Annotated in this window: 24 protein-coding genes and 1 pseudogene; 9 read left to right on the top strand and 16 right to left on the bottom strand. The window is 72.5% G+C overall.

All coding sequences use genetic code 11. From position 1 onward, the window contains the following. Positions 1-146: 146 nt before the first annotated feature. The gene (locus ACPXCB_RS24735) at positions 147-1,559 is read right to left on the bottom strand and encodes a hypothetical protein (RefSeq protein WP_425877979.1); all 1,413 of its coding nucleotides are present in this window, start codon (positions 1,557-1,559) and stop codon (positions 147-149) included. A gap of 223 nt (positions 1,560-1,782) precedes the next feature. On the opposite strand from ACPXCB_RS24735, the gene ACPXCB_RS24740 reads away from it, so the two are divergent. Next, the gene (locus tag ACPXCB_RS24740; protein WP_425877894.1) at positions 1,783-2,013 is read left to right on the top strand and encodes a CDGSH iron-sulfur domain-containing protein; all 231 of its coding nucleotides are present in this window, start codon (positions 1,783-1,785) and stop codon (positions 2,011-2,013) included. Between the two features lie 38 nt (positions 2,014-2,051). Here ACPXCB_RS24740 and ACPXCB_RS24745 read toward each other — a convergent pair whose 3' ends face one another. From ACPXCB_RS24745 to ACPXCB_RS24755, 3 genes are read right to left on the bottom strand one after another with little or no spacing between them, the layout of a single operon-like run. Then, positions 2,052-3,140 (bottom strand): iron-containing redox enzyme family protein, encoded by a 1,089-nt coding sequence (locus ACPXCB_RS24745; protein ID WP_425877895.1) that lies wholly within the window; start codon positions 3,138-3,140, stop codon positions 2,052-2,054. Positions 3,141-3,191: 51 nt separating this feature from the next. Next, the gene (locus ACPXCB_RS24750) at positions 3,192-4,952 is read right to left on the bottom strand and encodes a thiamine pyrophosphate-binding protein (RefSeq protein ID WP_425877896.1); all 1,761 of its coding nucleotides are present in this window, start codon (positions 4,950-4,952) and stop codon (positions 3,192-3,194) included. Further along, entirely contained in the window at positions 4,945-6,069 is a 1,125-nt protein-coding gene (locus ACPXCB_RS24755) for a Vms1/Ankzf1 family peptidyl-tRNA hydrolase (RefSeq protein ID WP_425877897.1), read from the bottom strand. Before ACPXCB_RS24755 ends, ACPXCB_RS24750 begins: the two co-directional genes overlap by 8 nt. Before the next feature lie 142 nt (positions 6,070-6,211). On the opposite strand from ACPXCB_RS24755, the gene ACPXCB_RS24760 reads away from it, so the two are divergent. Then, positions 6,212-6,760: a hypothetical protein gene (locus ACPXCB_RS24760; RefSeq protein ID WP_425877981.1), complete on the top strand. Its 549-nt coding sequence runs from the start codon at positions 6,212-6,214 to the stop codon at positions 6,758-6,760. A 47-nt stretch (positions 6,761-6,807) separates the two neighbouring features. Then, entirely contained in the window at positions 6,808-7,668 is an 861-nt protein-coding gene (locus ACPXCB_RS24765; RefSeq protein ID WP_425877898.1) for an alpha/beta fold hydrolase, read from the top strand. Between the two features lie 4 nt (positions 7,669-7,672). Here ACPXCB_RS24765 and ACPXCB_RS24770 read toward each other — a convergent pair whose 3' ends face one another. Beyond that, positions 7,673-8,011 (bottom strand): DUF3817 domain-containing protein, encoded by a 339-nt coding sequence (locus tag ACPXCB_RS24770; RefSeq protein WP_425877899.1) that lies wholly within the window; start codon positions 8,009-8,011, stop codon positions 7,673-7,675. A gap of 183 nt (positions 8,012-8,194) precedes the next feature. Here ACPXCB_RS24770 and ACPXCB_RS24775 point away from each other — a divergent pair, with 183 nt between their 5' ends. Beyond that, positions 8,195-9,673 carry a glutamate--cysteine ligase gene (locus ACPXCB_RS24775; RefSeq protein WP_425877900.1) on the top strand — a complete coding sequence of 493 codons (1,479 nt, stop codon included), beginning with the start codon at positions 8,195-8,197 and terminating at the stop codon, positions 9,671-9,673. A 54-nt stretch (positions 9,674-9,727) separates the two neighbouring features. On the opposite strand, the gene ACPXCB_RS24780 is transcribed toward ACPXCB_RS24775, so the two are convergent. Next, complete coding sequence (locus ACPXCB_RS24780; RefSeq protein ID WP_425877901.1) at positions 9,728-10,414, bottom strand: GNAT family N-acetyltransferase; 687 nt, start codon at positions 10,412-10,414, stop codon at positions 9,728-9,730. Positions 10,415-10,855: 441 nt separating this feature from the next. Between ACPXCB_RS24780 and ACPXCB_RS24785 the strand changes: the two genes are divergently transcribed. Next, a complete protein-coding gene (locus ACPXCB_RS24785; RefSeq protein ID WP_425877902.1) occupies positions 10,856-11,854 on the top strand; it encodes a hypothetical protein in 999 nt (332 codons plus the stop codon). 82 nt (positions 11,855-11,936) lie between these two features. Here ACPXCB_RS24785 and ACPXCB_RS24790 read toward each other — a convergent pair whose 3' ends face one another. Both ACPXCB_RS24790 and ACPXCB_RS24795 read right to left on the bottom strand, forming a co-directional pair. Continuing rightward, complete coding sequence (locus tag ACPXCB_RS24790) at positions 11,937-13,109, bottom strand: zinc-dependent alcohol dehydrogenase (RefSeq protein WP_425877903.1); 1,173 nt, start codon at positions 13,107-13,109, stop codon at positions 11,937-11,939. A 26-nt stretch (positions 13,110-13,135) separates the two neighbouring features. Continuing rightward, on the bottom strand, positions 13,136-14,089 hold the full coding sequence (locus ACPXCB_RS24795) for an SRPBCC family protein (RefSeq protein ID WP_425877904.1): 954 nt from the start codon (positions 14,087-14,089) through the stop codon (positions 13,136-13,138). Positions 14,090-14,304: 215 nt separating this feature from the next. On the opposite strand from ACPXCB_RS24795, the gene ACPXCB_RS24800 reads away from it, so the two are divergent. Continuing rightward, complete coding sequence (locus ACPXCB_RS24800) at positions 14,305-15,150, top strand: CHAP domain-containing protein (protein ID WP_425877905.1); 846 nt, start codon at positions 14,305-14,307, stop codon at positions 15,148-15,150. 93 nt (positions 15,151-15,243) lie between these two features. Here ACPXCB_RS24800 and ACPXCB_RS24805 read toward each other — a convergent pair whose 3' ends face one another. Continuing rightward, a complete protein-coding gene (locus ACPXCB_RS24805; protein ID WP_425877982.1) occupies positions 15,244-16,257 on the bottom strand; it encodes a trypsin-like serine peptidase in 1,014 nt (337 codons plus the stop codon). A gap of 440 nt (positions 16,258-16,697) precedes the next feature. On the opposite strand from ACPXCB_RS24805, the gene ACPXCB_RS24810 reads away from it, so the two are divergent. Continuing rightward, positions 16,698-17,180 (top strand): cation:proton antiporter regulatory subunit, encoded by a 483-nt coding sequence (locus ACPXCB_RS24810; RefSeq protein WP_425877906.1) that lies wholly within the window; start codon positions 16,698-16,700, stop codon positions 17,178-17,180. A gap of 48 nt (positions 17,181-17,228) precedes the next feature. Here ACPXCB_RS24810 and ACPXCB_RS24815 read toward each other — a convergent pair whose 3' ends face one another. The 5 genes from ACPXCB_RS24815 to ACPXCB_RS24835 all read right to left on the bottom strand — a co-directional run bounded on the left by ACPXCB_RS24815 (position 17,229) and on the right by ACPXCB_RS24835 (position 21,713). Continuing rightward, positions 17,229-18,371 (bottom strand): helix-turn-helix domain-containing protein, encoded by a 1,143-nt coding sequence (locus ACPXCB_RS24815; RefSeq protein ID WP_425877907.1) that lies wholly within the window; start codon positions 18,369-18,371, stop codon positions 17,229-17,231. After that, positions 18,358-18,525: a hypothetical protein gene (locus ACPXCB_RS24820; protein WP_425877908.1), complete on the bottom strand. Its 168-nt coding sequence runs from the start codon at positions 18,523-18,525 to the stop codon at positions 18,358-18,360. Before ACPXCB_RS24820 ends, ACPXCB_RS24815 begins: the two co-directional genes overlap by 14 nt. Before the next feature lie 121 nt (positions 18,526-18,646). After that, positions 18,647-19,837, bottom strand: a complete 1,191-nt coding sequence (locus tag ACPXCB_RS24825) for a helix-turn-helix domain-containing protein (RefSeq protein WP_425877910.1) — start codon at positions 19,835-19,837, stop codon at positions 18,647-18,649. 357 nt (positions 19,838-20,194) lie between these two features. Beyond that, positions 20,195-21,406 (bottom strand): pectate lyase, encoded by a 1,212-nt coding sequence (locus ACPXCB_RS24830; protein WP_425877911.1) that lies wholly within the window; start codon positions 21,404-21,406, stop codon positions 20,195-20,197. Between the two features lie 13 nt (positions 21,407-21,419). Continuing rightward, positions 21,420-21,713 carry a hypothetical protein gene (locus tag ACPXCB_RS24835; RefSeq protein ID WP_425877991.1) on the bottom strand — a complete coding sequence of 98 codons (294 nt, stop codon included), beginning with the start codon at positions 21,711-21,713 and terminating at the stop codon, positions 21,420-21,422. A gap of 53 nt (positions 21,714-21,766) precedes the next feature. On the opposite strand from ACPXCB_RS24835, the pseudogene ACPXCB_RS24840 reads away from it, so the two are divergent. Then, a pseudogene (locus ACPXCB_RS24840) lies at positions 21,767-22,212 on the top strand (transposase family protein); the annotation flags it as partial. 68 nt (positions 22,213-22,280) lie between these two features. On the opposite strand, the gene ACPXCB_RS24845 reads toward ACPXCB_RS24840, so the two are convergent. Together ACPXCB_RS24845 and ACPXCB_RS24850 are read right to left on the bottom strand one after the other, a co-directional pair. Beyond that, entirely contained in the window at positions 22,281-22,634 is a 354-nt protein-coding gene (locus ACPXCB_RS24845) for a nuclear transport factor 2 family protein (RefSeq protein WP_425877912.1), read from the bottom strand. 141 nt (positions 22,635-22,775) lie between these two features. Beyond that, complete coding sequence (locus ACPXCB_RS24850) at positions 22,776-23,324, bottom strand: YciI family protein (protein WP_425877914.1); 549 nt, start codon at positions 23,322-23,324, stop codon at positions 22,776-22,778. A 99-nt stretch (positions 23,325-23,423) separates the two neighbouring features. On the opposite strand from ACPXCB_RS24850, the gene ACPXCB_RS24855 reads away from it, so the two are divergent. Then, complete coding sequence (locus ACPXCB_RS24855; protein ID WP_425877915.1) at positions 23,424-24,299, top strand: alpha/beta fold hydrolase; 876 nt, start codon at positions 23,424-23,426, stop codon at positions 24,297-24,299. Positions 24,300-24,420: the final 121 nt, after the last annotated feature.

Below are 24,420 nucleotides of genomic sequence, written 5' to 3' on the forward strand. Positions count from 1 at the left end.
AAAATGGGTCACATGACTGGGATGTCAGCGGGCGACGGCGCCACGCCGGACGGCGTGATCAGGCCGTCGCAGCCAGCGGTGTTCCCGCTCCGTAGGTACTCAATCACGGGACCCGGGGTTCGCGAGGATGTTTCGAAAGGGCCGACTCAACAGACGAGTAACCCCTGGTGGGAGCCGCCGTCGCGCAACGCCGCGAGGGCCTCGGGGACGGTCATCGGCGGCGGCGTCGGCAGGTCGTACGGCTGCGCCCGCAGCACCTCCGTCGCCCGACGGGTGGGCACCGAGGTGACCGGGTAGCCGCGCGCCGTGGTGCGGTCCAGCGCCCGCCGGCGGCGCCCGAAGCCGGCGACGGCCAGCCACTGGGGCAGCCCGGCCAACGCCGGCGACCGCAGGCCGGGCGGCTCGGGCAGCACGTCCACCGAGCTGAACGGCTCGCTCCCGGCGAGCCACCACTCCGCCGCCTCCACGCTGCGCCGGGTGGCGTTCTCGCACCAGTACGGCACCATCCCGGCCCGCACCACCTGCCACGGGTCGAGCAGCCGGCCGCACTCCACCACCAGCCGGTCGCCGGTCTTGCCGGCCGCGCGCAGCCAGCGCCGGTACAGGTCGGCGGTCGCGGCGCTGAGCGCCTCCGGCCGCGGCACGAGGACCCGGTGCAGGGGATGCCCGTGCCCGCCGGTCCACTCCTGGACGCCGGCCTCGAAACCGGACTCCACGCCGTGTTCCGCCGGCTCCGGCGGTGAGGCGACCTCCGGCGGCTGCCAGTGCGCGCCGTCCCCGCCGGCCGAGCGGAGCACCTGGCGCAGGGCGTGGCTGTCCGGGTGGAAGTCGACCGGGTCGAGGCCGCTGCCCGGGCAGCCGACCTGGAAGCTGTGCCCCGGGGCGGAGTCGAAGACCGGCCAGGTGCGGGCGTCGCGCAGCAGCAGCACCGGTGCGCCGGGCTCCAGCCGGTCGGCCAGGAACCGCGCGTACGCGGCCGGCAGGGACCGCCACCGGGCCGCCAGCGACACCGTGGCGCCGGCCAGCGCGCCCCGGCTCGCGGGGCAGTGCACCTGGCGGACGTGCAGGTCGGCGTTGCCGCCGAGGAGACGGGCGGTGAGCGCGGCACCGTGGTCCAGGGCGGCCTGCGGCCGGTCGACGGCGCCCTGCGCCCAGTGCACGGTCATCTCGAACCCGGCCGGCAGCCAGGGCACGCCGAGCGCCATCGCCAGGTGCGCGGCCGCGCCGTGCGGGGAGCCGATCAGGACACCCGGGTAGCGGCGGCGCGGGTACTGCTCGGCGAACCAGCGGGCGACCCGGCCCGCGTCGACCTCGGCGGTCTGTCCGGGGGTGAGCGCCACCCGGCCGGCCGCCCGGATCACCGCCGCCCGGCGCACCGGTTCGGGCGTGCCGACGAACCGTGACAGCGGCCCCGGGTGTCCCGGGTGCCCGAGGTCGGCGCAGTCGGTGCCGCGCAGCGCCCGCGCGGTGGCGGCCACCAGGACCCGCGCGGCGCTGCCGGCGGCCACGACCCGGTCGCCCGCCAGCCCGGCCCCGTCGGCCGTGAGCCCCTTGCGCACCTTGGGCCCCGGCTCCACCTTGCCTCGTTCGCTCACCACGCGGCCCGGCTTCCCGTCCCGATGGGGTTCAAACGGGGCATCCCCCACCGGGCGGGAGCAATCAGAAGATCCCGGGCGGGCAGCCGCCGAGCCGCCGAACCGGGTGACGACGCCGGTCACCCACCGCGACGGCACGCCGGTGAGCAGGGGTTTCAGTGCCGGAGCAAGGGGCACTTCAGCGCCCATGCACACCGACGACGACACTCCCGCGGCGGCCACCATCACCCCCTACCAGGACGGGCCACTGCTGGTCCGGGGCGACTTCGCCCTGGTCACCCCCGACGGGGAGACCATCGACGCGCGGCGGGGCACGGTGGCCCTGTGCCGCTGCGGGAAGTCGGCGCTCAAGCCGTTCTGCGACGGCACCCACAAGGCCGTCAACTTCCGCGCCGCCCCCACCCGCGAAAACCCCTGACCCGCCCTGCCCTGCCGGGCGGGGTGAAGCCGGGTGGGTCAGGCGACGGCGGCGGGTCGGCCGCCGGGGCGCGGGCGGTCGCGCAGGTCGATGCGGATCGGTGCGGCGGTGGTGCGCAGGGAGGTGCGGCCGGCGGTCCAGGCGTCCAGTAGGTGCGCGGCGAAGAGCCGGTCCACCGCCAGCGCGGCGGCGGCGCCGAAGAGGACGTCCGGGGCGAGCGCCGGCTCCACCCGGACCAGCCCACCGCACAGGTCGTACGCGGCGATCTGCTCGTGCACCGCGTCGGCCTCGACGTGCTCGTCGTAGAAGCGCGTGGCCGCCTCGCCCAGCCCCAGGCGGCGCAGCCCGTTGCCGTACCGGCGGTTCGGCAGCGAGGAGGTCATCTCGTAGGCGGCTAGGTGCCCCACCAGCGCCCCGCGCAGCCGCCGGTGCAACCCGAACAGCGACATGAGGTTGTTGGTGGCCAGGGTGACCGCCGGCACGGCGTCCAGGTGGGCGGCGTAGCCGGTGTCCAGCCCCAGCTCGGCCAGGGTGACCCGGAACAGCTCGGCGTGCATCCGGTCCAGCCGCCCGTTGCCGTACTCGTCCATCTGGATCTCCACCAGGGCGGCCTTCGCCGGTCCGCCGAGGCGCGGCAGGGCCCAGCTGTGCGGGTCGGCCTCGCGCAGGTGGTAGATCGAGCGGTGCGTGACGAACTCCCGGAACTGGGCCAGCGACGCCCGGCGTTGCAGGTGGCCGGCGAGTGACGGCCCGTCGTCGGCGGCGACCACGTCGGCCAGGGCCGCCGGCACCCCGCCGGGCAGCGCCGCCGGCAGGGGCCCCACCAGCGCGCGCACCGCCGCCTCGAAGTGCCGTTCGGCGTACGCGCGCAGCGCGAGCAGAGACGGCTGCCACTCCCAGTCGTCGTCGACGCCCTGCCAGCCCCGGTAGTGCAGCTCGTAGCAGCAGAAGAGGGTGAGCTGGAGGTCCTCGTCGGTGAGCGGCCCGGCCGGGTCGAGCGCGGCGCCGAGCCCCGCCGGAAGGTCGTGCGGCGCCCGCCGCAGCGCGTCCAGCAGCGCCGCCGACACCGGCCCACGAGGCTGCGGCAGGGGCGCGGGGCCGTACCGGCGGTCCGGGGCTTCTGACAAGGTGACCTCCAGCGTCGTACTGCCCGTCCTCAGTGCCCGTCGGGTGGGGCGCTAAACGAGGTCGTCGACCTCCACGGCCACCCCGGCGGCGAGCATCCGGTCGCGTACCCGCCGGGCGGCGTCACCGTCGGCGAACACCTCGCGCAGGTCCGCGAACGCGGGCTCGGGCGGCGCCAGCGGCACCGACGGGTCGACCACCGCCTCCAGTACGCAGGGCCGGTCGGCCGCCAGCGCCTCGTCCCAGGCCGCCCCCACCAGCTCGGGCCGGTCGACCCGCACCCCGTGCAGGCCGAGCAGGCGCGCCCAGCCGGCGTACGGCACGTCGGGCCGGCGGCGCGTCGGGTCGGTCGACGTACGACCGCCGCCCGTGCCGGACAGGTCCCGGTTGTTCAGCACCAGCACCACCAGGCGGGGATCGCGCCACTCCCGCCAGTGGTGTGCCACGGTGATCAGCTCGGCCAGCCCGTTGAGCTGCATCGCGCCGTCGCCGAGCAGGGCGACCACCGGCTGGTCCGGGGCGGCGAGCTTGGCCGCCACGGCGTACGGCAGGGCGCAGCCCACCGTGCCGAGCGTGCCGCAGAGCTGCGCGTTGACGCCCGGCGGCAGCTCCAGGTGCCGGGCGTACCAGTACATGACCGATCCGACGTCCACCGCCACCGCCCCGCGCGGCGGGACCCGGGTGGAGAGTTCGTGCAGCACGAGCTGCGGGTTCACCGGCTCGGCGGGGGCGGCGGCCCGGTCGGCCCGCTCGGCCCGCCACCGGCCGACCGAGCCCTCGACGGTCTCCCGCCACCGGGCGTTCGGCCGGTCGGGCACCCGGGCCAGCAACGCCCGCAGCGTCTCCTGGGCGTCGCCCACGAGCGGCACGTCCACCGGGTAGCGGGTGCCGATCCGGCGGCCGTCGATGTCGATCTGCACCGTGCGGGCCTGCCCCGGCATCGGGAAGTAGTCCGTCCACGGATCGTTCGTGCCGATGAGCAGCAGCGTGTCGCAGCCGCCCATCAGCTCGGCGGCGGCCGGGGTGCCGACCTCGCCGAGCACGCCGGCGTGGAAGGGCAGCCGCTCGTCGAGCACCGGCTTGCCCAGCAGCGAGGCCGCCAACCCGGCGCCGAGCCGGTCGGCGAGGGCGACGATCTCTCCGGCCGCGCCCCGGCCGCCCTGGCCGACCAGGATCGCGCTACGCCGGCCGTTGGCGAGCAGCTGGGCGGCCGCGTCCAGGTCGGCGTCGTGCGGCAGGACCCGGGCCAGCGGCTCGCCCGGCGTCGCCGAGAGCACCCCGGCCGCGTGGGACTGCAGGTCGGGCACGGTGGCCTCCTGCAACTGTCGCGGCAGCACCACGCAGACCGGGCTGCGGGTGGCGGCGGCCGTGCGGAACGCCTGGTCGAGCAGGGCCGGCACCCCGTCGGGCGTGCGGCCGTACCGGACGAACTGGTTGCACACGTCGGCGAACAGCCGGCTCAGGCCGATCTCCTGGTGGGCGCCGCCGAGCGGGCCGGAGACGTCCTCGCCGACGATCGCCACCACCGGCTTGCTGTCCAGCTTGGCGTCGTAGAGGCCGTTGAGCAGTTGCACGGCGCTCGGCCCCTGGGTGGCCAGGCAGACGCCGATCCCCCCGGTGAACTTGGCGTGCCCGGTGGCCATGTAGGAGGCGGTCTCCTCGTGCCGGGCCGGCACGAACGCCGGGTCCCCGCCCGAGGCGTCCAACGCCTCGACCACCGTGGCGATGGCCTCCCCGGGGTAGCCGAAGACCCGCGGCACCCGCCAGGCGCGCAGTCGCTCGACCAGCAGGTCGGCCACCGTACGCTCAGCCATCGCCACGCCCCGGCGTGCCGGCGTCGACGTAGCGCAGCACCGCGCCGACGCCGTCGGTCAGCTCCGGCGCCTCGTCCGGGCCCAGCACGGTCAGCGCGGCGTCGGTGCCGACCAGCGCGCGTACGAGGGCGGCGTCGGCGCGGACCTTCTCCGGGTCGCGTACGGACATGGCGGCGAGCTGCCCCGGGTCGGTGGCGATCTCGGTCGGGTCCGGCCCGATCCAGAGTTCCCCGGTGGCGGACGGGTCGTCGACGATGAGCATCGTCTCGACCTGGTTGCGTTGCAGGGCGGACACCACGGCGTCCAGCCCGGCGCCGACGTCCTCCTGCATGCCGAACCGGTCCAGCACGGCGGTGATCCGCTGGTCGGCCACCTCGGCGATGGTCTGCACGGTGAGGTCGTCGAGCAGGCTCTGGTCGGCGCCGCCGCCCCGGGACCCGGCGTCGGTGCGCACCATCAGGTCCTGCCAGCGTTCGGGCATCTGGGCGGCGATCACGCCGGTGGCGCGTACATCGCCGGCGACCACCACCACCTCCGCGCCGACCTTCTCGGCCAGCTCCACCGTGGCGGCGGTGACGTCGCCCGCGTTGTGGTGCCAGGCCTCCATGGCGGCCCGCTGGTGGTGCGACTGCGACCAGCCGCCGGGCTGCACCCGGCGCAGCTGGAAGTCCTCCCGGCCGCTCACGTGGGCCCGGCGTGGCACGCCGCCGGCGCTGATCGCCATGGCGTCGGCGCCGGTCCGGTCGGCCAGCACGCGCACCCAGGCCACCTGCTCGCCGCGTTGCGCCAGCATGGGCATCACGTGCGGCAACGAGGTGTACGCGGCGAGGTCCCGCAGCGGCGGGGCGGAGAGGTACTCCGACAGCACCACCCGGCCCCGGGCGCCGAAGATCGCCAGCCCGTAGCCGCCGGGCATCGGATCGTGCCCCCGCACGACGCGTTCGACGGCGTCGATGGTGTCCACGTCGGCGCGCTGCTGTTGAAGTTGGTCACGCAGGGCGCGCCAGCGCAGATCGAGCGCCGGGTGGGCGTCCTCGGTGTTGGCGGAGGCGTCCAGGTACACCGAGACCCACGGCCCCGGCCGGTCGTAGAGCGTGCGCAGGAAGGACAGCTGCATGCTCGACCCCTTTCCAGCTCGGCCCCCCGCTTACCCGTGCCGCTGCGGTTGTCACCTGGCCGCCGCGAGCGCGTGACCGCATTTCATTCATGTCGTTCAACCCGGACGACCGATACCATGAGTGAACGCAACCGGACTCTGGGTGGTGGAGATGGACAGCGACCTGCACATCCGGCGGATCGTCCATCCGACCGGCCGGATCGTCACGGGGCGGATCGTCCGGCTGCTGGACGGCTACCCGCGCGAGGTGCGCATCGGCCAGCCGGTGCTGGTCGCGGTGCTCGTGGCGGCCGGCATCGCCGGCCTGCTGATGGCGGTGGCCCGCTCCCTGTTCTCCGCCGGCTCCGGCGCCGCCCGTCGGCGGTTCAAGGACCTGAAGAAGGGCCCGGAATACCTGGTCACCCCGGTGCGGCTGCGCGACGCCACCGGGCGGCTCTGCGAGGTCGAGCTGCACGGGCACCTGCCGCAGAGCGCCCTGCACCCGGCGGACCACGTGCAGCTCACGTTGCGCCCGCAGGGCGACCCGGACCTGCCGCCGAAGATCGAGCGGATCGTGAACCTGACGACGGGCCAGCTGCTCACCCCGCGTACCGCCACCCTGTGGTCGCACCTCGGGCCGCCGCTGCTGCTCCAGGCGGTGGTGGGCGCGCTGCTGGTCGCCGGCGTGCTGGCCTGGTCCGCGCTGACCTGACGGCCGGCGCGGTTTCCGGCGGCGCGCCCGCGGGCACCGTGGCGGACATGTTCGAGGGATTCACGCTGGAGCGGATCGACGTCGGCGAGGTCCAACTGCGGGTACGCCACGGCGGCTCGGGGCCACCCGTGGTGCTGCTGCACGGCCATCCGCGCACCCACGCGACCTGGCACCGGGTCGCGCCGCTGCTCGCCCGCGAGCACACCGTCATCTGCCCGGACCTGCGCGGTTACGGCGGCTCGTCGAAGCCGCCGAGCGACCCGGGGCACACCACGTACGCCAAGCGGGCGATGGCCCGCGACGTGGTCGGCCTGCTCGACGCGCTCGGCCACGACCGCGCGGCCGTGGTCGGGCACGACCGGGGCTGCTACGTGGCGATGCGCACGGCGCTGGACCACCCGGAGCGGGTCAGCCGGCTGGGCGTGCTCGACGGGGTGCCGATCGGCGAGGCCCTGGCGCGCGCCGACGCCCGGTTCGCGGCCCGCTGGTGGCACTGGTTCTTCCTCGGCCAGTCGGACAAGCCGGCGGAGCGGGTGATCACCGCCGACCCGGACGCCTGGTACGGCGGGTCGCCGGCGGTCATGGGCGAGGAGGCGTACGCCGACTACCGCCGGGCCATCCACGACCCGGCGACGGTGCACGCGATGTGCGAGGACTACCGGGCCGGGCTCGGCCCGGACCGGGCGGCCGACGACGCCGACCGGGCCGTCGGGCGGCGGATCGCCTGCCCGGTGCTGTTCTGCTGGTCGGAGCGGGACGACATGGTCGACCTGTACGGCGACCCGGCGGCGATCTGGCGGGACTGGGCCGACGACGTGCGGGTGGCCGCGATCGACTCGGGCCACCACATGGCCGAGGAGGCCCCGGAGCAGCTCGGCGCCGCGCTGGCCGACTTCCTCGCCGGCTGACCGGTCAGCCGACGGGGGTCAGCGGCCGGTCCGGCTCGCCCGCGGTGCGCAGCATCCCCCGCCGGGCGGCCCAGCGCTCGAAGACCAGGGTGGCGAACGGCGGTACGGCGCAGGCGAGGGCCACGAGGGTGGGCCAGGGCCGCCACCGGTGCAGCCGGGCCATCGCGAGGACCAGCAGGCCGTACGCGACGAAGAGCGCGCCGTGGATCGGGCCGAAGATCTGCACGCCGATCTCGTTGCCCGGGGGGCCGTACTTGACGGCCATGCCGATCAGCAGGGCCAGCCAGGAGCAGGCCTCGGCGATCGCCGCCGCCACGAAGAGCCTGGTGATCTTCTCGCGCATCGTCACTCCCCCACCGGTTGCCGCACATGCTAGCCACCCCGCCGGCCGCGCCGACGGCACGACGGGCGGAGGCGACAGGGATCACGCGGGCCCGAGCTGGGTACGTACAAGAAGCTTCGGGTCTTCCCCGGCCCGCCCTGGGCGTGCGAGGTTAGGGGAACCAACGGTGACAGGGCGGTGACCATGGGCGAGGACGTCGGCGTACGGACCTTCAGTCGCGAGGACCGGGCCCGCTATCGCGAGAAGGTACGGCGGTGTCTGGACGTCTTCGCCGAGATGCTCCGGGAGTCCCGGTTCGACGTCGAACGGCCGATGACCGGGCTGGAGATCGAGCTGAACCTGGTCGACGACGACTCGATGCCGACCATGCGCAACGCCGACGTGCTGGCCGCCATCGCCGACCCGGCTTTCCAGACGGAGCTGGGCCAGTTCAACGTCGAGATCAACGTGGCGCCGCGCCGGCTGGCCGGCACCGGCACCCGCGAGTTCGAGGAGTCCGTGCGGGCCAGCCTCAACGCCGCCGAGAGCAAGGCGCGGGACGTGGGCGCGCACATGGTGATGATCGGCGTCCTGCCGACGCTGCGGCCGGAGCACCTGACCGCCGAGACGCTGTCGGCCAACCCGCGCTACGCGCTGCTCAACGAGCAGATCTTCGCCGCCCGCGGCGAGGACCTGCGGATCGCGATCAACGGCGTGGAACGGCTCGCGGTCACCGCCGACACCATCACCCCGGAGGCGGCCTGCACGAGCACCCAGTTCCACCTCCAGGTCAGCCCGGCCCAGTTCGCCGACTACTGGAACGCCGCGCAGGTGATCGCCGGCATCCAGGTGGCCCTGGGGGCGAACTCGCCGCTGCTCTTCGGCCGGGAGCTGTGGCGGGAGACCCGCATCCCGCTGTTCCAGCAGGCGACCGACACCCGGCCGGAGGAGATCAAGGCCCAGGGCGTACGCCCCCGCGTGTGGTTCGGCGAGCGCTGGATCACCACGGTGTTCGACCTGTTCGAGGAGAACGTGCGCTACTTCCCGGCGCTGCTGCCCGTCTGCGACGCGGAGGACCCGGCCGAGGCCCTGGCCCGGGGGGACGTGCCGAGGCTCGCCGAGCTGCGGCTGCACAACGGCACCGTCTACCGCTGGAACCGCCCGGTGTACGACGTGCTGAAGGGCCGCCCGCACCTGCGGGTGGAGAACCGGGTGCTGCCGGCCGGGCCGACGGTGCTCGACACCGTGGCCAACGGCGCCTTCTACTTCGGTCTCGTCCGGGCGCTCGCCGAGGCCGACCGGCCGCTGTGGTCGCAGATGTCGTTCAGCGCGGCCGAGGAGAACTTCAACGCCTGCGCCCGGTACGGCATCGACGCCCAGGTCTTCTGGCCCGGCCTCGGCTATCTCCCGGTCACCGAGCTGGTGCTGCGCCGGCTGCTGCCGCTGGCCCACCACGGGCTGGACCGGTGGGGCCTCGACCCGGCCGAGCGGGACCGGCTGCTCGGCGTCATCGAACAGCGGTGCCTGACCGGCCGCAACGGGGCGAGCTGGCAGGTGGAGACCCTGCACCGGTTGGAGTCCGCCGACCATCTCGACCGGCCGGAGGCGCTGCGGGAGGTGGTGCGGCACTATGTGACGCTGATGCACACCAACCGGCCGGTCCACGAGTGGCCCATCCCCTGACCGGGCCGCCAGGAGCCGCCGTCCACCGGTCGGCTCCGCCCGTCGTCCGGCACGTCAGGCCGGGCCCGGGTCCTCGCTGAGGTACGCCCCCGACAGGTCCGAGCGCACCGTCCAGCCGAGCGCGCGGTACAGGGCGCGTCCCTCGTCGGTGGCGACGAGGATCCCGGTGCGCATGCCGAGCCTCGCCGCGTGGTCGCAGAGCGCCCGCATGACGACGCTGCCCAGCCCGCGCCGCCGATGGGTGGGCTCCGTCTCGACCTGGTCGACGATGCCGAACTCCCCGGCACCGGCCAGCCGCCCGATGGCCGCCCTGTGCCCGTACGCGTCGAGGACCGTCGCGACGACGACCTCGCCCTCGGCGACGACCCGCGTCGCGTACGGTGCGGGCGGCTCGGCCGCGCCCGGGGTCAGCGGCGCGCTCATGAGGTGTCCGGCGCTGTCCAGCGTCCAGGCGTCGGGCAGGGCGGCGCGGAGGCCGGCGCGGTCCCCGCTGACCTTGATCCAGGTGCCCGGCCCCGTCAGCTCCCGGCCGAGCCGCCCGAGCGAGTCGGCGTCGTAGGTGTGCAGCACGTGGCGTACGCGGTGGCCGGGCCGGCCCACGTCGATCCGGAAGCCGCCGGGGACCGCGACGGGCGCGGGGGTGTCCCTGGAGACCGCCCAGCCGCGCCCCCAGGCCATCACCAGCTCGGACACGGTGTGCGGCGGACCGTCCACGGCGGTCCGGGCGGGCGCGTCGGGCATGGGTGGTCCTCTCGCGGCAGTCATCGCTCGCCGCCAGCTTATTGCAAAGTAGTGGCAACAAGGACCGCGTGGTCGCCTCTCCGATCACCTGACCGACGACAGGCGGACGGGCGCACGACACCCCATGCCCTTCGCGGCGCCGGCCTCCGACAATCCCCGAAGTGCTTCAGCTACGCATCTCCGGCGGAGGCGGGCAGCCGGACCGTCCTGGAGTTGACCGGCACCCGGAGCGGGCAGAACGGCCCGGGAGATTGCGCACGATGGAAGAACCGAGCCGACGGCGGCCACCCCATGATGAAACGCGGACATCGACCCGCGCCATTGTCATCCATAGGCGCCAGGCGGGCGCGTCCACGTCGATCGGCGGCCGTCGACACCGGTCGCGGGCGTCAGCGTCGACGCGGCGCCCGTGTTCCCCCTCCCCCACCCCGAGGAGCGCATGTGACGCAGACCCAGAGGTCTTCCCGGCGACCCGAAGCGCCCGTCCGAATCAGCCCCGACACCGCGCGGAGCGGGACGTCCGCGTTCGTCAACGGGCACTTTCCCCGGCGGCGGGGGTTGATCATCCTCCTCAGCGTCCTCGGCGGGTTCCTGCTGACCGTCATCTGGTCGGCGGAGTTCGTGGACCGGACCATCGGCGACAACGTCGCCAACACGCTGCTCGGCCACGACGCCAAGGAGACGCCCATCCAGGGCATCGCGGCGGGCATCCTGTTCGCCTTCGTCTCCGGCATCGCGGGCACGTTCACCGCCTGCAACATCGCCGCGTTCGGCGCCCTGGCCCCGCTGACCGGCACCACGGGCAGCAGGTTCAGCCGGATCGTCGCACCGCTGAAGCCGCTGGGCTGGATGTCGGTGGGCATGGTCGCGGTGTCGGCCGCCTACGGCGCGGTCGTCGGCCTCGTCGGCACGTCGATGCCGCAGTTCTCCACCGCGCCCAACGCGCCCGGCGGGCTGTCGCCGAGGAGCATCCAGTCCATGGTCGTCTTCGGCGCGATCGGGCTCATCATGATCTATCTCGGTCTGGCCGCGCTGGGCGTCGTGCCGGACCCGTTCGCCCGGATCGCCCGCCGGTTCCCCAACGCCCCGATGGTGTTCATGGGCGCACTGATCGCCGGCTTCCTGATCGGCCGGCCCTTCGCGTTGTTCCGGCAAATGTTCCGCGATGCCGCCGAGAGCGGCAACCCGCTCTACGGCGCGGCGGCGTTCACGCTGCAGTCCCTGGGCAACATCGTCATCATGGCGGTGCTGTTCCTGCTGCTGGCCTGGCTCGCCGGTTCCCGCCTGCAACGCTGGTTCAGCGCCCGGCCGAGCCGCCTGGCGGTCCTGACCGCGGTCGCGTTCATCGTCGCGGGCGCCTTCACGTTCCTCTACTGGGACGTGCGGCTGCTCGCCCGACGCGAGATCATCCCCTGGTACCCGACGGCCCCCTGGGCCTGAGCCGCCGCCGACGAGGCCCGGGGACTACCGGTTTCCGCCGCCCCCGGGCCTCGTCGGCGCTCGGCGCCGCCCGTACCGGGGCTCAGACCTTGAGGACGACCTTGGTGCACTCGTCCTGCTTCTTCTGGAAGATCTTGTAGCCCTTGGCCGCGTCCTTGAGCCGCATCCGGTGGCTGATGATGAAACTGGGGTCGATGTCGCCGCGCTGGATGCGGTTGAGCAGCGGACGCGTGTAGCGCTGGACGTGACACTGACCGGTACGCATGATCAACGATCGGTTCATGAACGCACCCATCGGGAACTTGTCGACGAAGCCCCCGTACGCGCCGACCACCGAGACGACGCCGCCGCTACGGCAGGCGAGGATGGCCTGGCGCAGCGCGAACGGCCGTTCCGTCTCGACCCGGGCGGCCTGCTTGGCCCGGTCGTACGCGTAGACGACGGTGTTGCCGTGGTGCCCCTCCAGGCCGACGGCGTCGATGCAGGCGTCGGGCCCCCGGCCGGCGGTCATCGCGTTGAGCGCGTCGAGCACGTCGGTGTCGTCGTAGTTGATGGTCTCCGCGCCGGTGTGCTCCTCGGCGAGCCGCAGCCGGTACGGGTACCGGTCGATGACGATCACCCGCTCCGCGCCGAGCATCCGGGCGCTGGCGGCGGCGAGCAGGCCCACCGGACCGGCCCCCCACACGGCGATCACGTCGCCCGGCTTGATGTCGCACATCTCCGCGCCCATGAAGCCGGTGGGCAGCACGTCGGCGAGCATCACGGCCTGGTCGTCGGGGACCTCGTCGGGCACCTTGATCGGGCCGACGTCGGCGAACGGCACCCGGGCGTACTCGGCCTGGCCGCCGGCGTAGCCGCCGAGCAGGTGGGAGTAGCCGAAGATGCCGGCCGGCGAGTGCCCCATGATCTTCTCGGCCACCCCGGCGTTGGGGTTGGAGTTCTCGCAGACCGAGAAGAGCCCGCGCTGACAGGAGGAACAGTGCCCGCAGGCGATCGGGAACGGCACCACCACCCGGTCGCCGGGGCGCAGGTTGCGTACCTGGGGGCCGACCTCGACCACCTCGCCCATGAACTCGTGGCCGAGGATGTCGCCCTTGCGCATGGCGGGGATGTACCCGTGGTAGAGGTGCAGGTCCGAGCCACAGATGGCGGTCGAGGTGATCCGTACGATCGCGTCGCGCGCGTTCATGATGGTCGGGTCGGGCACGTCGACGACCTTGACGCTGTCCTTGCCCATCCAGGCGGTGGCCTTCATCGTTCGTCCTCTCGAATGGCGGGCGGTCAGCGGCGCGCGATGGGCAGCGGCTGGGCGGGGCGTTGCATGACCTGCTGGCGTACGGAGATGCCGTCGGGGCTGCCCTCGGAGCGGACCACCTCGCCGGTCTCCACCACCTGCTTGAACCGGCGCAGGTCGTCGCGTACCTGCTGCTCGGGTTCCTCGCCGAAGAGCTTCGCCACGGCCCGGCCCAGCGCGCCGGCCGGCGGGGCGTAGCGCAGCCGCACCCGGACCTCGGTGCCGCGATCACCCGGCGCGGGCACGAAGCGGACCCGACCCGCGTTGGGCACGCGGGTGCCGGGCAGCGACCGCCAGGCGAGCGACCGGTTCGGCTGGTCGTCGACGATCTCCGCGTCCCACTCGACCCGGCGGCCGGCCGGGCCGTGCGCGGTCCAGTGCGACCGGCGCAGGTCGTCGGCGCGTACCGACTCCAGGTGGGACATGAACCGGGGCAGGTTCTCCAGGTCCCGCCAGAAGCGGTACGCCTCGGCCGGGGACCGGTTGACGGTGACCGCGACCTCCATGTCGATCACCCGCCGCTGCGCCGCCCGGGCCCGTCCGGCGCGCACGGCGGCGATCAGGTCGACGGCGGCGATGCCGGCGACGGCGGCGGTGGTGAGGCCGACCCGCCGGCGCCGCTCGCCGCACCGGTCCGCCCAGGCCCGTCCGAGCAGGGTGAGGTCCAGCGCGTCGCCGGCCACCCGGGTCCATGCCCAGCCGGCCGGGCTGCGGCCGGCGAGCAGGCCGGCCGCGTGGGCCAGCTCGCGGGCGCCCACGGCGGTGACGACCGCGCGGGCGGCGGGTGAGTCGTCCACCCCGGTCAGCCGGGCCACCGCGCGCGGGGCGAGCAGGCTGCCGGCCCCTAGGGCGAGGCTGACCGCGCCCAGCAACCGGGGCAGCCCGGCGCCCTGGCCGCGGCGCCCCCGCTGGTCCAGCATCATCGGATCGGTCTCGTCCACGTCGCACCACCGTCAGATCGTCCTGACCCGCCCCCGGGGCAGGCCCGGCGGCGGGTAGCCGCCACGCCTGACGCTATGCCCGCGAATCGCCCGATGAACCCCGAATCTCGACAGACCCCCGGGCCATCCGCGCGCCGACAATTGAGGGGTATGGCGGATGATCTATGCCTTGTAGCGTGGGTCCCCCATCACCCACCCCCAGGAGGGAAGTGATCATGCCCACGGTCACCGTTCGCATCCTCGGTGCCCTCAGCGCGAGCGTCCTGAGCGCGACTCTCGGCGTCCTGGCGGTCGCCGCGCCCGCCCAGGCCGCGTCCCGCGACGGCGCCTGCAACACCGGCGAGTTCTGTTACTACTACAACAGCAACCACGCGGGCTCGATCTCCGATCACGCCGGCTCGCTGGCCGACTACGGCACCGCCCAGCCGGGCTGCTACGAGTTCAAGGGCGCCGGCAGCGGCAAGGGCCAGTGCGTCAAGAACAACGCCGCGTCGGCGTGGAACCGCACCGGCAAGACGGTGCGCGTCTACTACAACACCGGCTACAACGGTTCCCACGCGTACCAGGACTTCGCGCCCGGGGCGAAGAAGAACCTCAGCTCCACGCTGAAGAACAACAATGCCTCCCACCAGCTGATCTCGGCCGGCGCCAGCTACCCGGCCAAGGACGACTACCCCTACAAGGGTCAGACGTCCGGCATCGATCCCTGGAACTTCTACAAGGGGCAGTGCACCAGCTTCGCGGCCTGGGCGGTGCGCAGCCGGGTCGGCGTCGCCTTCCACAACCAGTACAAGGGCCAGGCCCGGTGGGGCAACGCCAAGGAGTGGGTGGCCGCCGCCGGACGCGCCGGCGTGCCGGTGTACAACAGCCCGAAGGCCGGTGACGTCGCGGTACGCCTGGGCGGCACCTACGGTCACGTCGCGTTCGTGACCAGGGTGAACGCGAACGGCACCTTCGAGATCGACGAGTACAACTACGTTTCCGCCGACCGGTACAGCCACCGGACGGTGTCGGTGGGAACCGCCAACAACCAGTTCTCCAGGTTCATCCGCTTCAAGTGACCCCGCGCCTCGGACGGGAACTTCTCCGCCGATGACGGAGCACCACGCGCAGAGCCCCGGCCGGGTGGCCGGGGCTCTGCCGATCACGTGCCCTTACGCCGGGGAGAGACCCTCCACGAAGTCGTAGAGGCTCTTGATGTCGTTGTCGAAGTACGGACCGTCGAACTGACCGTTGCCCGGATTGTCGCCGTGGCTCACGACGCTGTTGATGAATCCGAGACCATTCTGGTCGTTGTATTCCTGCAGCCAGGGACCGCCGCTGGAGCCGTAGGTCATGTTGCACCACATCCGGATCTGCTGGCTGCCGGCGTGCCAGGTGCCGCTCTGGCAGAAGTACTGGCTCTCGCCGCCGCCGAGGTTGGACGGATAGCCCAGCGCGGTCATCAGGGAGATGTTGTAGCCCCAGTTCCAGCGCATGCCGTGGCCGCCGACCGTCTCGACGACCTTCAGGCCCCAGTTACCGCCGTTGTGCATGATGGCGATGGCCATGTCCTCGTCGTAGCTGCTGCTGTTGATCCACGCCGTGCGGGCCGCGAGCTGGTACGCCACGAACGTGCCGAACGGCCGCGCGCCGTCGCGGTAGCGCGGCACGAACTGCCAGTTGCTGTACCACTGCCCGCCGGCGCCCTGGTGCACGCAGTGCCCGGCGGTCATGACCAGTCGCGCCTTGCCGCTGGCGACCGCGCTCGCCGAGCACGAGGCGCCGCCACCGTTGGGGGTGGTGAAGTAGACCTTGCCGACCACCGCCGACTCGTTGAGCTGGATGCCGACGTCGGCGCCGCTGGCGACGCTGGGTCGCACCGGCGCGACCGATCCCGCCGGCCCGTCGGGCTTCGGCGCCCGGCTCGTGGACTCGGTGGCCTTCGCCGACTTCGCGATGTCGAGGTCGACGGCGCTCGCCATCCGCTGCGGCGTCCAATACCTGGCGACCTCCTCGGCGATCTTCTCGTTGGTGATCGCGCGACCGTCACTGGTGCGGGCGACGGCGGTGGAGTTGCCGTTCCGCTCGGCCGTGGTCGGCTTCGCCTGGGCGACCGCCGGAGCGGTCACGACCAGCGCGAGTGCCAGGCTGGCCGATGCAGACCAGCGCAGGGTTGATCTCAACAGTTGCCCCCTTTTTCGGGTACTCCAACTCGGACCAGCGAAACCTATCGATCGAATCGCTTTGATCACAACGTGATCGAATGACAGGTAATTGACATTGACTTTCTGGCGTCCGAAAAGGACCACAGCCGGCGGCAAACAAAGCGTCCCCACCCCGAACAAGAGCCTCGAAATTGACTCGCAAATCCCATCGCCGCGAATCCGTGCTTTCGATTCCAGGACGCTCGACGCTATCGACAGATGGGAATTGCGGTTGTCTCCCGATGGAATTCCTCATCCGCGGGGACGACACCGACAACTGGCTGCCGAGACGGAGCCACGCCGTGAGCAGCGCACCCACGGCCGGCAGGCCCGTACCGAGCGATCGTCACGATCCCGGCCGAGGTACTAGTCTGGGCCGCAAGGTGCCCGACTGCGGCGCCTCATCCTCGGAAGGTGGAAACGTGGACCTGGAGAGGACCCGGCTGTTCGGCGTCGGAGAGTCGTACGGCTTCGTCACGGGGACGGGCCAGCGAGGCGCCGTGATCGTGCACTTCGACGGCCGGCGCGACATCGTGCTCTACGACCCCGCCGACCCCGAAACCGCCCAGCACACGTTGACGCTGGAGAGCACGGAGTCGCGGACGATCGCCGACCTGCTCGGCCTTCCGCTGGTCATGGACAACCTGACGGAGCTGGTCCCGCCCCTGGAGGGCGTCGAGACCGTACGCATGCCGATCCCCGCCAGGTCGCCGTACCTCGGGCGCAAGCTCGGTGACACGCGCGCGCGGACCCGCACCGGCGCGTCGATCGTCGCGGTGGTCCGCGACGGTCACGTGATCCCGTCGCCGGGTCCCGACTTCACCCTCCAGGCCGGTGACTCGCTGGTGGCCGTCGGCGACGGCGCCAGCCTCGTCGCGATTCGGGAGCTTTTCACCAACGGCTGACCCGCCAGCGGCACGCCGGTCGCCCGCCGCGCGCCCCAGGCCGGGCGGTCAGCGGGTCAGGCCCACCAGCGTCGCCAGGCGCGCCACGCCGGCCGGCGCCGGGTGGGCCCGGGCGACCTCGGCGACGACCGTACGCGCCGACGGCCGGCACCGGACCTCGGCGGGCGCGACGGCATCCGCGTCGACCAGGACGCGGGCCGCGCCGCACAGGTCGCCGACCTGGAGGTACGCCCGCGCGGCGTCCACGAGGTAGGCGGCCCGGTACTCGGCCGGCAGCCGCCGCCACGTCTCCTGCCGTACCGCCTGCTCGTGCCGGCGCACCGCCTCCCCGGCGTCCCCCCGCTCGAAAGCCGCGACCACCCGGGCCGCCTCGACGGCGCCCGGCCCGAAGCCGGTCCGGTGCGGGTCGTCACCGGCGACCCGCGCCGCCACCCGGGCGGCCCGCTCGACCAGCTCCTCGCTGCGGCCGGTGTCGCCGCAGCCGGCGGCGGCCAGCGCGGCCTGGATCAGCAGGGTCCCGTGCACCGCCTCCGGCGCGGGCGCGACGCGACGCGCGGCGGCCAGCGTCGCCACCAGCGCCAGCCGGTCCCGGCCCAGCGCACGCAGCGCCTGTCCGACCGCCACGGTCGCCGCCCCCGCCAGCACCGGATCGCCACCGGCCACCGCCACCGCCCGGTCGGCGGCCAGCCACCCCAGGTCGGCCTCGCCGAGCTTCACGAGCACCGACGAGGTGATCCGGTACGCCTGCACCAGCAGCCCCGGCTCCTGCCCCCGCACGCCCTGCGCGGCGCGCAGCAGCCTCGGCAGCAGCCGCACCACCTGCGCGTAGTGCCCGTGCTGGTAGGTCAGCCAGGCGTGCGCGACATGCCGGCCCGTTTCCACCACGGACGCCGTCACCCCGTGGTCGTCGTAGCGCGCGAGGGCGGCGCGGATGCCGTCCACCCCGTCCACCGGGCCGGCCGCGATCGGCGGCGGGCGGTGCTCGCCGAGCAGCACCATCGGGTCGACCCGCAGCACCCGGGCGATCTCCTGGATCACCGGGTAGCGGTCCAGCGGCCGTACGCCCCGCTCGGTCTTGTCCACCCAGCTCTTCGACCTGCCGAGCCGGTCGGCGAACATCTGCTGGGTCATCCGCCGCCGTGCCCGCCAGCGGGCTACGCGGCGACCGATCGGCTCGTCAGCGCTGGTCACGCCGCCACCGCCGGTCCGGCACCGCCCGGGTGGTCTCCTCCACCGGTACGCGCTCCGCCTCGGCCTGATCCAGGAGGCGCTGCTTGGCCGCCTCCCGCTCGGCGGCCTCGGCCTGCTCACCCCGGCTCGCCGAACCGCTTCCCTGACTGTCCACTCTGCCTCCGCTGGCGCAGGGCATAGCGGTGATACCTCATCACCGCGCCCGAACCCCGAGAGGCGGTCGCCCCTCAGAGGCGGACACTAGGGCGAATCAGTGATGGTGCAATTACCGCTAGTTATGCGGCCAGGTTGATGCCCATGCGGCTGGCAAGTGACCGCAGTTCGTCCGGAACGGCCCGGCGCTTCGCCCGCTGCGACAGCGCGACCACTGCATCCCGGGCGAGGGGGTTCAGCACGAACGGTACCGGCGCAGTCCGTTCGGCCTGCACAAACGCCGCCACCGCCTCCGCATCCCGGCGACCGCTGTCCGCATACGCTCGGCCGAGGTCGAGCCAGTAGGACAGTTGGCGAGTCGACGCCACCAGAATTCGTGGCCGCACTCGCCGGGAAAGCTCGATCACGCGGCCGGCCTCACCCTGCTCCGCCGCGATGGACATCTCCCAGAGCCCCACGTTTGTCGGTCCGAAACAGCAGCCGTTGAAGCCGGCCCCGTCAGACGGATCCCCGAGGCTCCCAGCCTCCCGCCCCGCCTCGGTCAGGTGATCGCGGGCGACATCCGGACGACCACTCACCGTCGAGGTCAACGCGGCCGAGAGATGAAGCTGACCCAGCATCTGCCGGACGCGGACGTCGGCGGCGTGGGCTTGGAGTTCCGTCAGTGAACGGTCCGCCGCTCTCGCGGCAAGCGGCGCGGACTCGATCGGCAGACTCTGCACGTAGGCGAACCGGGCTGCCCCGGTCCATGCCGGGTCTCCCACGTCCTCCGCGGCCGACACGGCGACCCGGGCTGCGTTGAGGGCTAGATGCCGGTATCCGAGATGCCGGAGGCACGTCGATGCCTGGTAGGCCACTTGGGCGAGCACGACACCCCCGGCAGCCGCGGCCTCCAACAGCAGGCCGGGGAGCAGGCGGGCCATAGCCGGATAGTTGCAGCTGTTGCGGAGTTGATCGCTGCGGGCTATCTCAGCGGCAAGCTGCTCCCTCGTGCAGGTCGACGGTCGGCGCTCGCCGTCCTCGATCTCGATCAGGGCGGACCAGATCGCGGGAACGCGCTCGGCAGCACCATCGCGGGCAGGGTCGCCGGGCTCCGCGCCCTGCCCCAGCAGGTCGGCCACCGTGACCTGAAGAGCGGCGGCAAGGGCGACCAGCGTGGAGCGCCGATCAATCGTCTTCCGACCCGACTCGACCTGCGACACGTAGGACTGGCTGACGCCGGCAAGGCCGGCAAGAACGGCCTGGGTCATACCCCCACGGCGCATTCGCCAGTACCGAATCCTCGCACCGATGGTGTCAGCGTTCTTGACCATGACTTCGCCTGCTTCCCAGGTAGCGGGCTGGGACAGCGGTCATCAACCTCGCCGATGACGTCGCAGTTGCACCGTACACGTTCGCAAGCTCTGAATAGCGCCGTGAGTCGCGTGGCCTCCAGCCGCTCTGTCGACGCTCGCCATTGAACCTCTTTCATCGTGACGGTGCAGGTCACGGCCAGGTGGAACCTGGTGTCGACATAGGACGAAACTCCCGGCAAGGCAAGCAATTGCCCACCGAATCCAACCGCTACACAGGATGAAAACGGCTCATCGAACTCGCCCCCCGTACGACGGACACCGAAGGGGCGCCCGCCTGGCGGCGGGCGCCCCTTCGCGAACAGACGTGCCTAGTAACTACCGGAAGGTGACGTCACTTCTGTTGACCTTGCAGTTGGCGTCGTTCCAGCCCTCACCGAGGTAGCTGGGTTCGCTGCCCTTGGGCACACCCTTGTACTTGCCGCAGATGGTGGCCGAGCCGATCACGACCACGCGAGTGATCGTCGCGGTGTCGTTCCAGTTGCTGTTGATGCCGGCGAGCATGTCAATGTCGTCGACGAGGACGTTGTCGATACGCACGTGACGGGTGTGCGAGGTCGAGCAGTTGCCACAGCCGCGGTACAGCTTGCCGGACCCCTTGAGGTAGAAGCCGGAGATGTTGACCGTGCCGTTGCCGTTGTGCTGGAAGGTCTTGTCGCTGCCGTTGCGCGCGCCGCCACCGATGACGTAGGAGGTACCGCCGTTGGTCTGCTTGAAGGTGGCGGCGTCCTCACCGATGTCGTTCCACCACACGTTGCGCAGTGTGCAGGTGCCCTCGCAGTGCACGCCGTCACCGGCGGGTGAACCGAGGATGACGTTCTGCAGCGTGCCACCATTGGCGATCTTGAACATCGGGTCCTGCGACTCGCCCTGTCCACCGTCACCGATGCAGCAGTACGTCTTCATCCCGCCGTCGAAGGTGCCGGAGACGCTGACCGTGCCCGAGATGCTCACCGAGCCGGCCGACGACGGCCACGCACCAGTCGGCGTGCCTGGGTTGCTGGTCGGGCTGGCCGTCGGACTGCTGGTGGGGCCACTGGTCGGACTAGTGGTCGGGGTCGACCCGCCGCTGGAGTACGTCTCGAACTCGGCGATCCGTGGGGTGCCGGACGCGCTGGTGATGACAAAGGAGATCTTCTTCAGCGACGTCGAGGAGAAGTTGATGGTGCCTGGGGCGCTGCTGCCGCTGGCCAGGACGGAGCCCGTGTCGTGGTTCTTGAGCTGCCAGCCGCTGATCGAGCCGCCGCCCGAGGCCTGCACGATGGCGGCTGAGGACACCGTCGTGGCGCTGCCCCACTTGACCGAGACCGTGCCGGTCGAGCCGCTCGGCGACCAGTAGGTGCTGGGGTTGCCGTCGATGACGTTGCCATAGCTGGTACCACTGGCCTTGCTGGAGCCGTCAGCGCCGGCGCCGAGGCTCAGGTTCGTGGCGGCCGAGGCGTTGGGAATCTGCAGTGCCAGGGCGACAACGGCACCTGCGACCGCGGTGGCACCACCGGCCAGCCACCGCGTGGCGACTTTGCGTCTCATCTGAGTTCACCTTTCAGGCATGAGCACGGGGACGGGAAAGCGCTTTCCAACAACCATAGAGACTGACCAATGAAGAGGCAAGGATCACTTCTTGTTGACGATCGCTTCCTGTGCGTAGTGCTATGCGGCGCAGGCAACCAGGCGCACGCGTGTCGGCGAGATGCGCGGCCAGGGCGGCGACCGTCGGGAGCAGGTCGTCCAGCGGGCCGCCCTCGTGTCCCACCACGTAGAGACGGTGGGTTCCCACCTCGGCGGAGATGCTGTGGTCGAGGATCCGCTCGCAGGTATCGGCCGCGATCAGCGCCACCGCCGTCGGTAGCTCCGGCTCCGGAAGTCCGAGTTCGGCGGTGGCTGCCGCCGGCCCTTGACCTCGCCGAGCGGGTGCTGCTGGCGGTCACCTACTGGCGCACGAACCTGACGATGCGCCAGATCGGCTCACTGTTCGGGGTGTCGCACTCCGCGGCCCACCGGGTCATCGACACCCTCGCAGCGCTGCTGGCCCTGGCGCCGGTGCGGAAGCGACCGGTCGAGCAGATCGCGATCGTCGACGGCACCCTGATCCCCACCCGCGACCACCGCTTGGCCGCCCGCAGCAAGAACCACCGGTACTCGACGAACCTGCGGGTCGCCATCGACGCCAGCACCCGCCTGGTCATCGTCGTCGGTGACCCGCAGCCCGGCAACCGCAACGGCACCATCGTCTACCGTGCCTCGGCATCGACCAGAAGCTGACCGGGCGGCCAGTGATGGCCGACGGCGGCTACCGGGGCAACCCGCAGGTGATCATGCCGTACCGCAAGCCACAACATCATCCTCGCCGGCTGACCACCGGCCCGATGCCGGGCAACGCCTTCACCCAGTTACGAGACGTCCCTCAGACCGGGACGAGGGTGGCGGCCAACACCCGCCAGTTGCCGTCCTCACGCACCCACAGTCGGGTGTAGCGCAACCGCGTGGACATGGCGGCACCGCCCTGAACGGCATCCACCGCAGCGACCATGCGAGTCACCCCGGTCTGACCGTCCTCCTGGACGTCGAGCGACTCCTCCACCAGGCTGGTGATTCGCAGTGCACCGGAGCGGTAGCTCTCCAAGTCGTCTTCCTTCGTGAAGACCGTGCCGTCCGGTCCGGCACCCACGACCTGCGGGTGCAGGAGCGCGTCGAGGGACTCGACGTCGGCGGCGCGCTGGGCGGCTTGGAGTTGCCGTTCCGCGGTGAGGAGATCCATCCACCGATCCTCCGCAGCGCGCCGCAACAGGACAAGCGGGTTCGCTCGCGGCAGAACGGCGACGTCAGCCCGGTAGGGCGTTCACGGCACAACCGAAGCTCGGCACGACCATGGTCGGCCCAACTGAGAGGGCCAATGGAGTCACGGTCGTCCGCCGAACGCCCACGCGTGGACCTCGATCTCGGCGTACCGGTCCGGGGTCAGCACGGCACGCGCCTCGTCCGGGTCCTCCGCCCGGACCAGCGCCGCCGTGCCGAGCCACCTGACACCGTCGTCCGACAGCAGCGGCCCGTACGCGATCAGCTCGTCCCGGTCCGCGCTCACGTCCAGGTCGGCGGCCTCCCCCGCCCCGAGGCCGAGCACCAGGTACCGGTCACCACCCGTCCGGCCGCCGGGGAAGTCCCACATGGTGCGCCCCAGCGTGTTGTGCCACCGGCGCAGTAGCACGTCCCGGTACGCGCCGGCCTGGTAGTTGGGCTCATCGAAGGCGAACGCCCGGGCGGCGGCGGAATCGGGCAGGTCGACGATGTGCACGCTGCCGGTCGGCGTCTCCCCGTCGGGGGCGAACGTCGGCCCACGGGCGATCATCCGCTCTGCGTACCGGTCCATGTAGGACCAGTGTTCCTCGCGCAGCTCCTTGCGCAGAGCCAGGGAGTCGCGCCGGTCGCGGTGGTAGCAGAAGAACTCCATACCGCAGATCCTGACGCCGGTGCCGAAATCCGGGGCGGGTGGGGCCGCTTTCCGCGCGTAGCACCGGATCTGTCACCCGTCGGCCGTACGCTCGCCGGCATGACGACGATGGAGACCCACACCCTTGCCCTGCCCGGCGTCGACCTGGTCTACGACGTGCGCAGTCCGCTGTCGGCCTCCGACGATCACCGCACCCTGCTCATGATCGGCCAGCCGATGACGGCGGAGGGCTTCAACGCGCTCGCGACCCACTTCACCGACCGGACGGTCGTCACCTACGACCCGCGCGGCCTGGGCCGCAGCGTCCGCAGCGACGGGCGGTCGGACCACACGCCGCAGCAGCAGGCGGCCGACCTGCACCTGCTGATCGAGGCGCTCGGCGCGGCGCCGGTCGACGTGTTCGCCAGCAGCGGCGGGGCGGTGACCGCGCTGGAGCTGGTCGCGTCCCACCCCGGGGACGTGGCGACGCTGGTGGCGCACGAGCCGCCGATCACCGGCGTGCTCCCCGACGCCGCAGCGGCCGAGCGCGCCCAGGCCGTCGTCCACGAGGCGTACCAGGCGAAGGGCATGGGGGCGGGCATGGCCGCCTTCATGGCGTTGGTCTCCTGGCAGGGCGAGTTCACGGACGCCTACTTCGCCCAGCCCGCGCCCGACCCGGCGGCGTTCGGCCTGCCGACCGAGGACGACGGCTCCCGCGACGACCCGCTGCTGTCGAAGGCCTCCGGGACGGTCACCGACTACCGGCCCGACGCGGCGGCGCTCACGGCGGCGCCGACCCGGATCGTGATCGCGGTCGGCGAGGAGACGGCGGGGACCTACACGGCGCGCACGGCCGTCGCCACCGCGGCGCTGCTCGGCCAGGAGGCCGTGGTGTTCCCGAGCCACCACGGCGGCTTCCTCGACGGCGAGTTCGGCTACGCCGGCAAGCCCGCCGAGTTCGCGGCCAGGCTGCGCGAGGTGCTGGACGCCGGCTGACCACCGTCGACGGCGGGGGGCGGGCCGGTCGCCGTCGGCGGTCGCCACCGCGCTGCCGACGGCCGGTGACGTCGGCCGGTGACGTCGGCCGGTGACGTCGGCCGGTGACGTCGGGCGCCGC

It is taken from the genome of Micromonospora sp. DT62 (assembly GCF_049847285.1).
Taxonomy (GTDB): domain Bacteria; phylum Actinomycetota; class Actinomycetes; order Mycobacteriales; family Micromonosporaceae; genus Micromonospora; species Micromonospora reichwaldensis.

What these genes read in the sequence shown, in the direction of transcription:
- ACPXCB_RS24800 (WP_425877905.1), top strand. Translation starts at nt 14,305, where the DNA reads ATGCCCACGGTCACCGTTCGCATCCTCGGTGCCCTCAGCGCGAGCGTC.
- ACPXCB_RS24845 (WP_425877912.1), bottom strand. Translation starts at nt 22,634, where the DNA reads ATGGATCTCCTCACCGCGGAACGGCAACTCCAAGCCGCCCAGCGCGCC.
- ACPXCB_RS24780 (WP_425877901.1), bottom strand. Translation starts at nt 10,414, where the DNA reads ATGCCCGACGCGCCCGCCCGGACCGCCGTGGACGGTCCGCCGCACACC.
- ACPXCB_RS24770 (WP_425877899.1), bottom strand. Translation starts at nt 8,011, where the DNA reads ATGCGCGAGAAGATCACCAGGCTCTTCGTGGCGGCGGCGATCGCCGAG.
- ACPXCB_RS24830 (WP_425877911.1), bottom strand. Translation starts at nt 21,406, where the DNA reads ATGAGACGCAAAGTCGCCACGCGGTGGCTGGCCGGTGGTGCCACCGCG.
- ACPXCB_RS24790 (WP_425877903.1), bottom strand. Translation starts at nt 13,109, where the DNA reads ATGAAGGCCACCGCCTGGATGGGCAAGGACAGCGTCAAGGTCGTCGAC.
- ACPXCB_RS24740 (WP_425877894.1), top strand. Translation starts at nt 1,783, where the DNA reads ATGCACACCGACGACGACACTCCCGCGGCGGCCACCATCACCCCCTAC.
- ACPXCB_RS24750 (WP_425877896.1), bottom strand. Translation starts at nt 4,952, where the DNA reads ATGGCTGAGCGTACGGTGGCCGACCTGCTGGTCGAGCGACTGCGCGCC.
- ACPXCB_RS24825 (WP_425877910.1), bottom strand. Translation starts at nt 19,837, where the DNA reads ATGGTCAAGAACGCTGACACCATCGGTGCGAGGATTCGGTACTGGCGA.
- ACPXCB_RS24775 (WP_425877900.1), top strand. Translation starts at nt 8,195, where the DNA reads ATGGGCGAGGACGTCGGCGTACGGACCTTCAGTCGCGAGGACCGGGCC.
- ACPXCB_RS24850 (WP_425877914.1), bottom strand. Translation starts at nt 23,324, where the DNA reads ATGGAGTTCTTCTGCTACCACCGCGACCGGCGCGACTCCCTGGCTCTG.
- ACPXCB_RS24755 (WP_425877897.1), bottom strand. Translation starts at nt 6,069, where the DNA reads ATGCAGCTGTCCTTCCTGCGCACGCTCTACGACCGGCCGGGGCCGTGG.
- ACPXCB_RS24765 (WP_425877898.1), top strand. Translation starts at nt 6,808, where the DNA reads ATGTTCGAGGGATTCACGCTGGAGCGGATCGACGTCGGCGAGGTCCAA.
- ACPXCB_RS24855 (WP_425877915.1), top strand. Translation starts at nt 23,424, where the DNA reads ATGACGACGATGGAGACCCACACCCTTGCCCTGCCCGGCGTCGACCTG.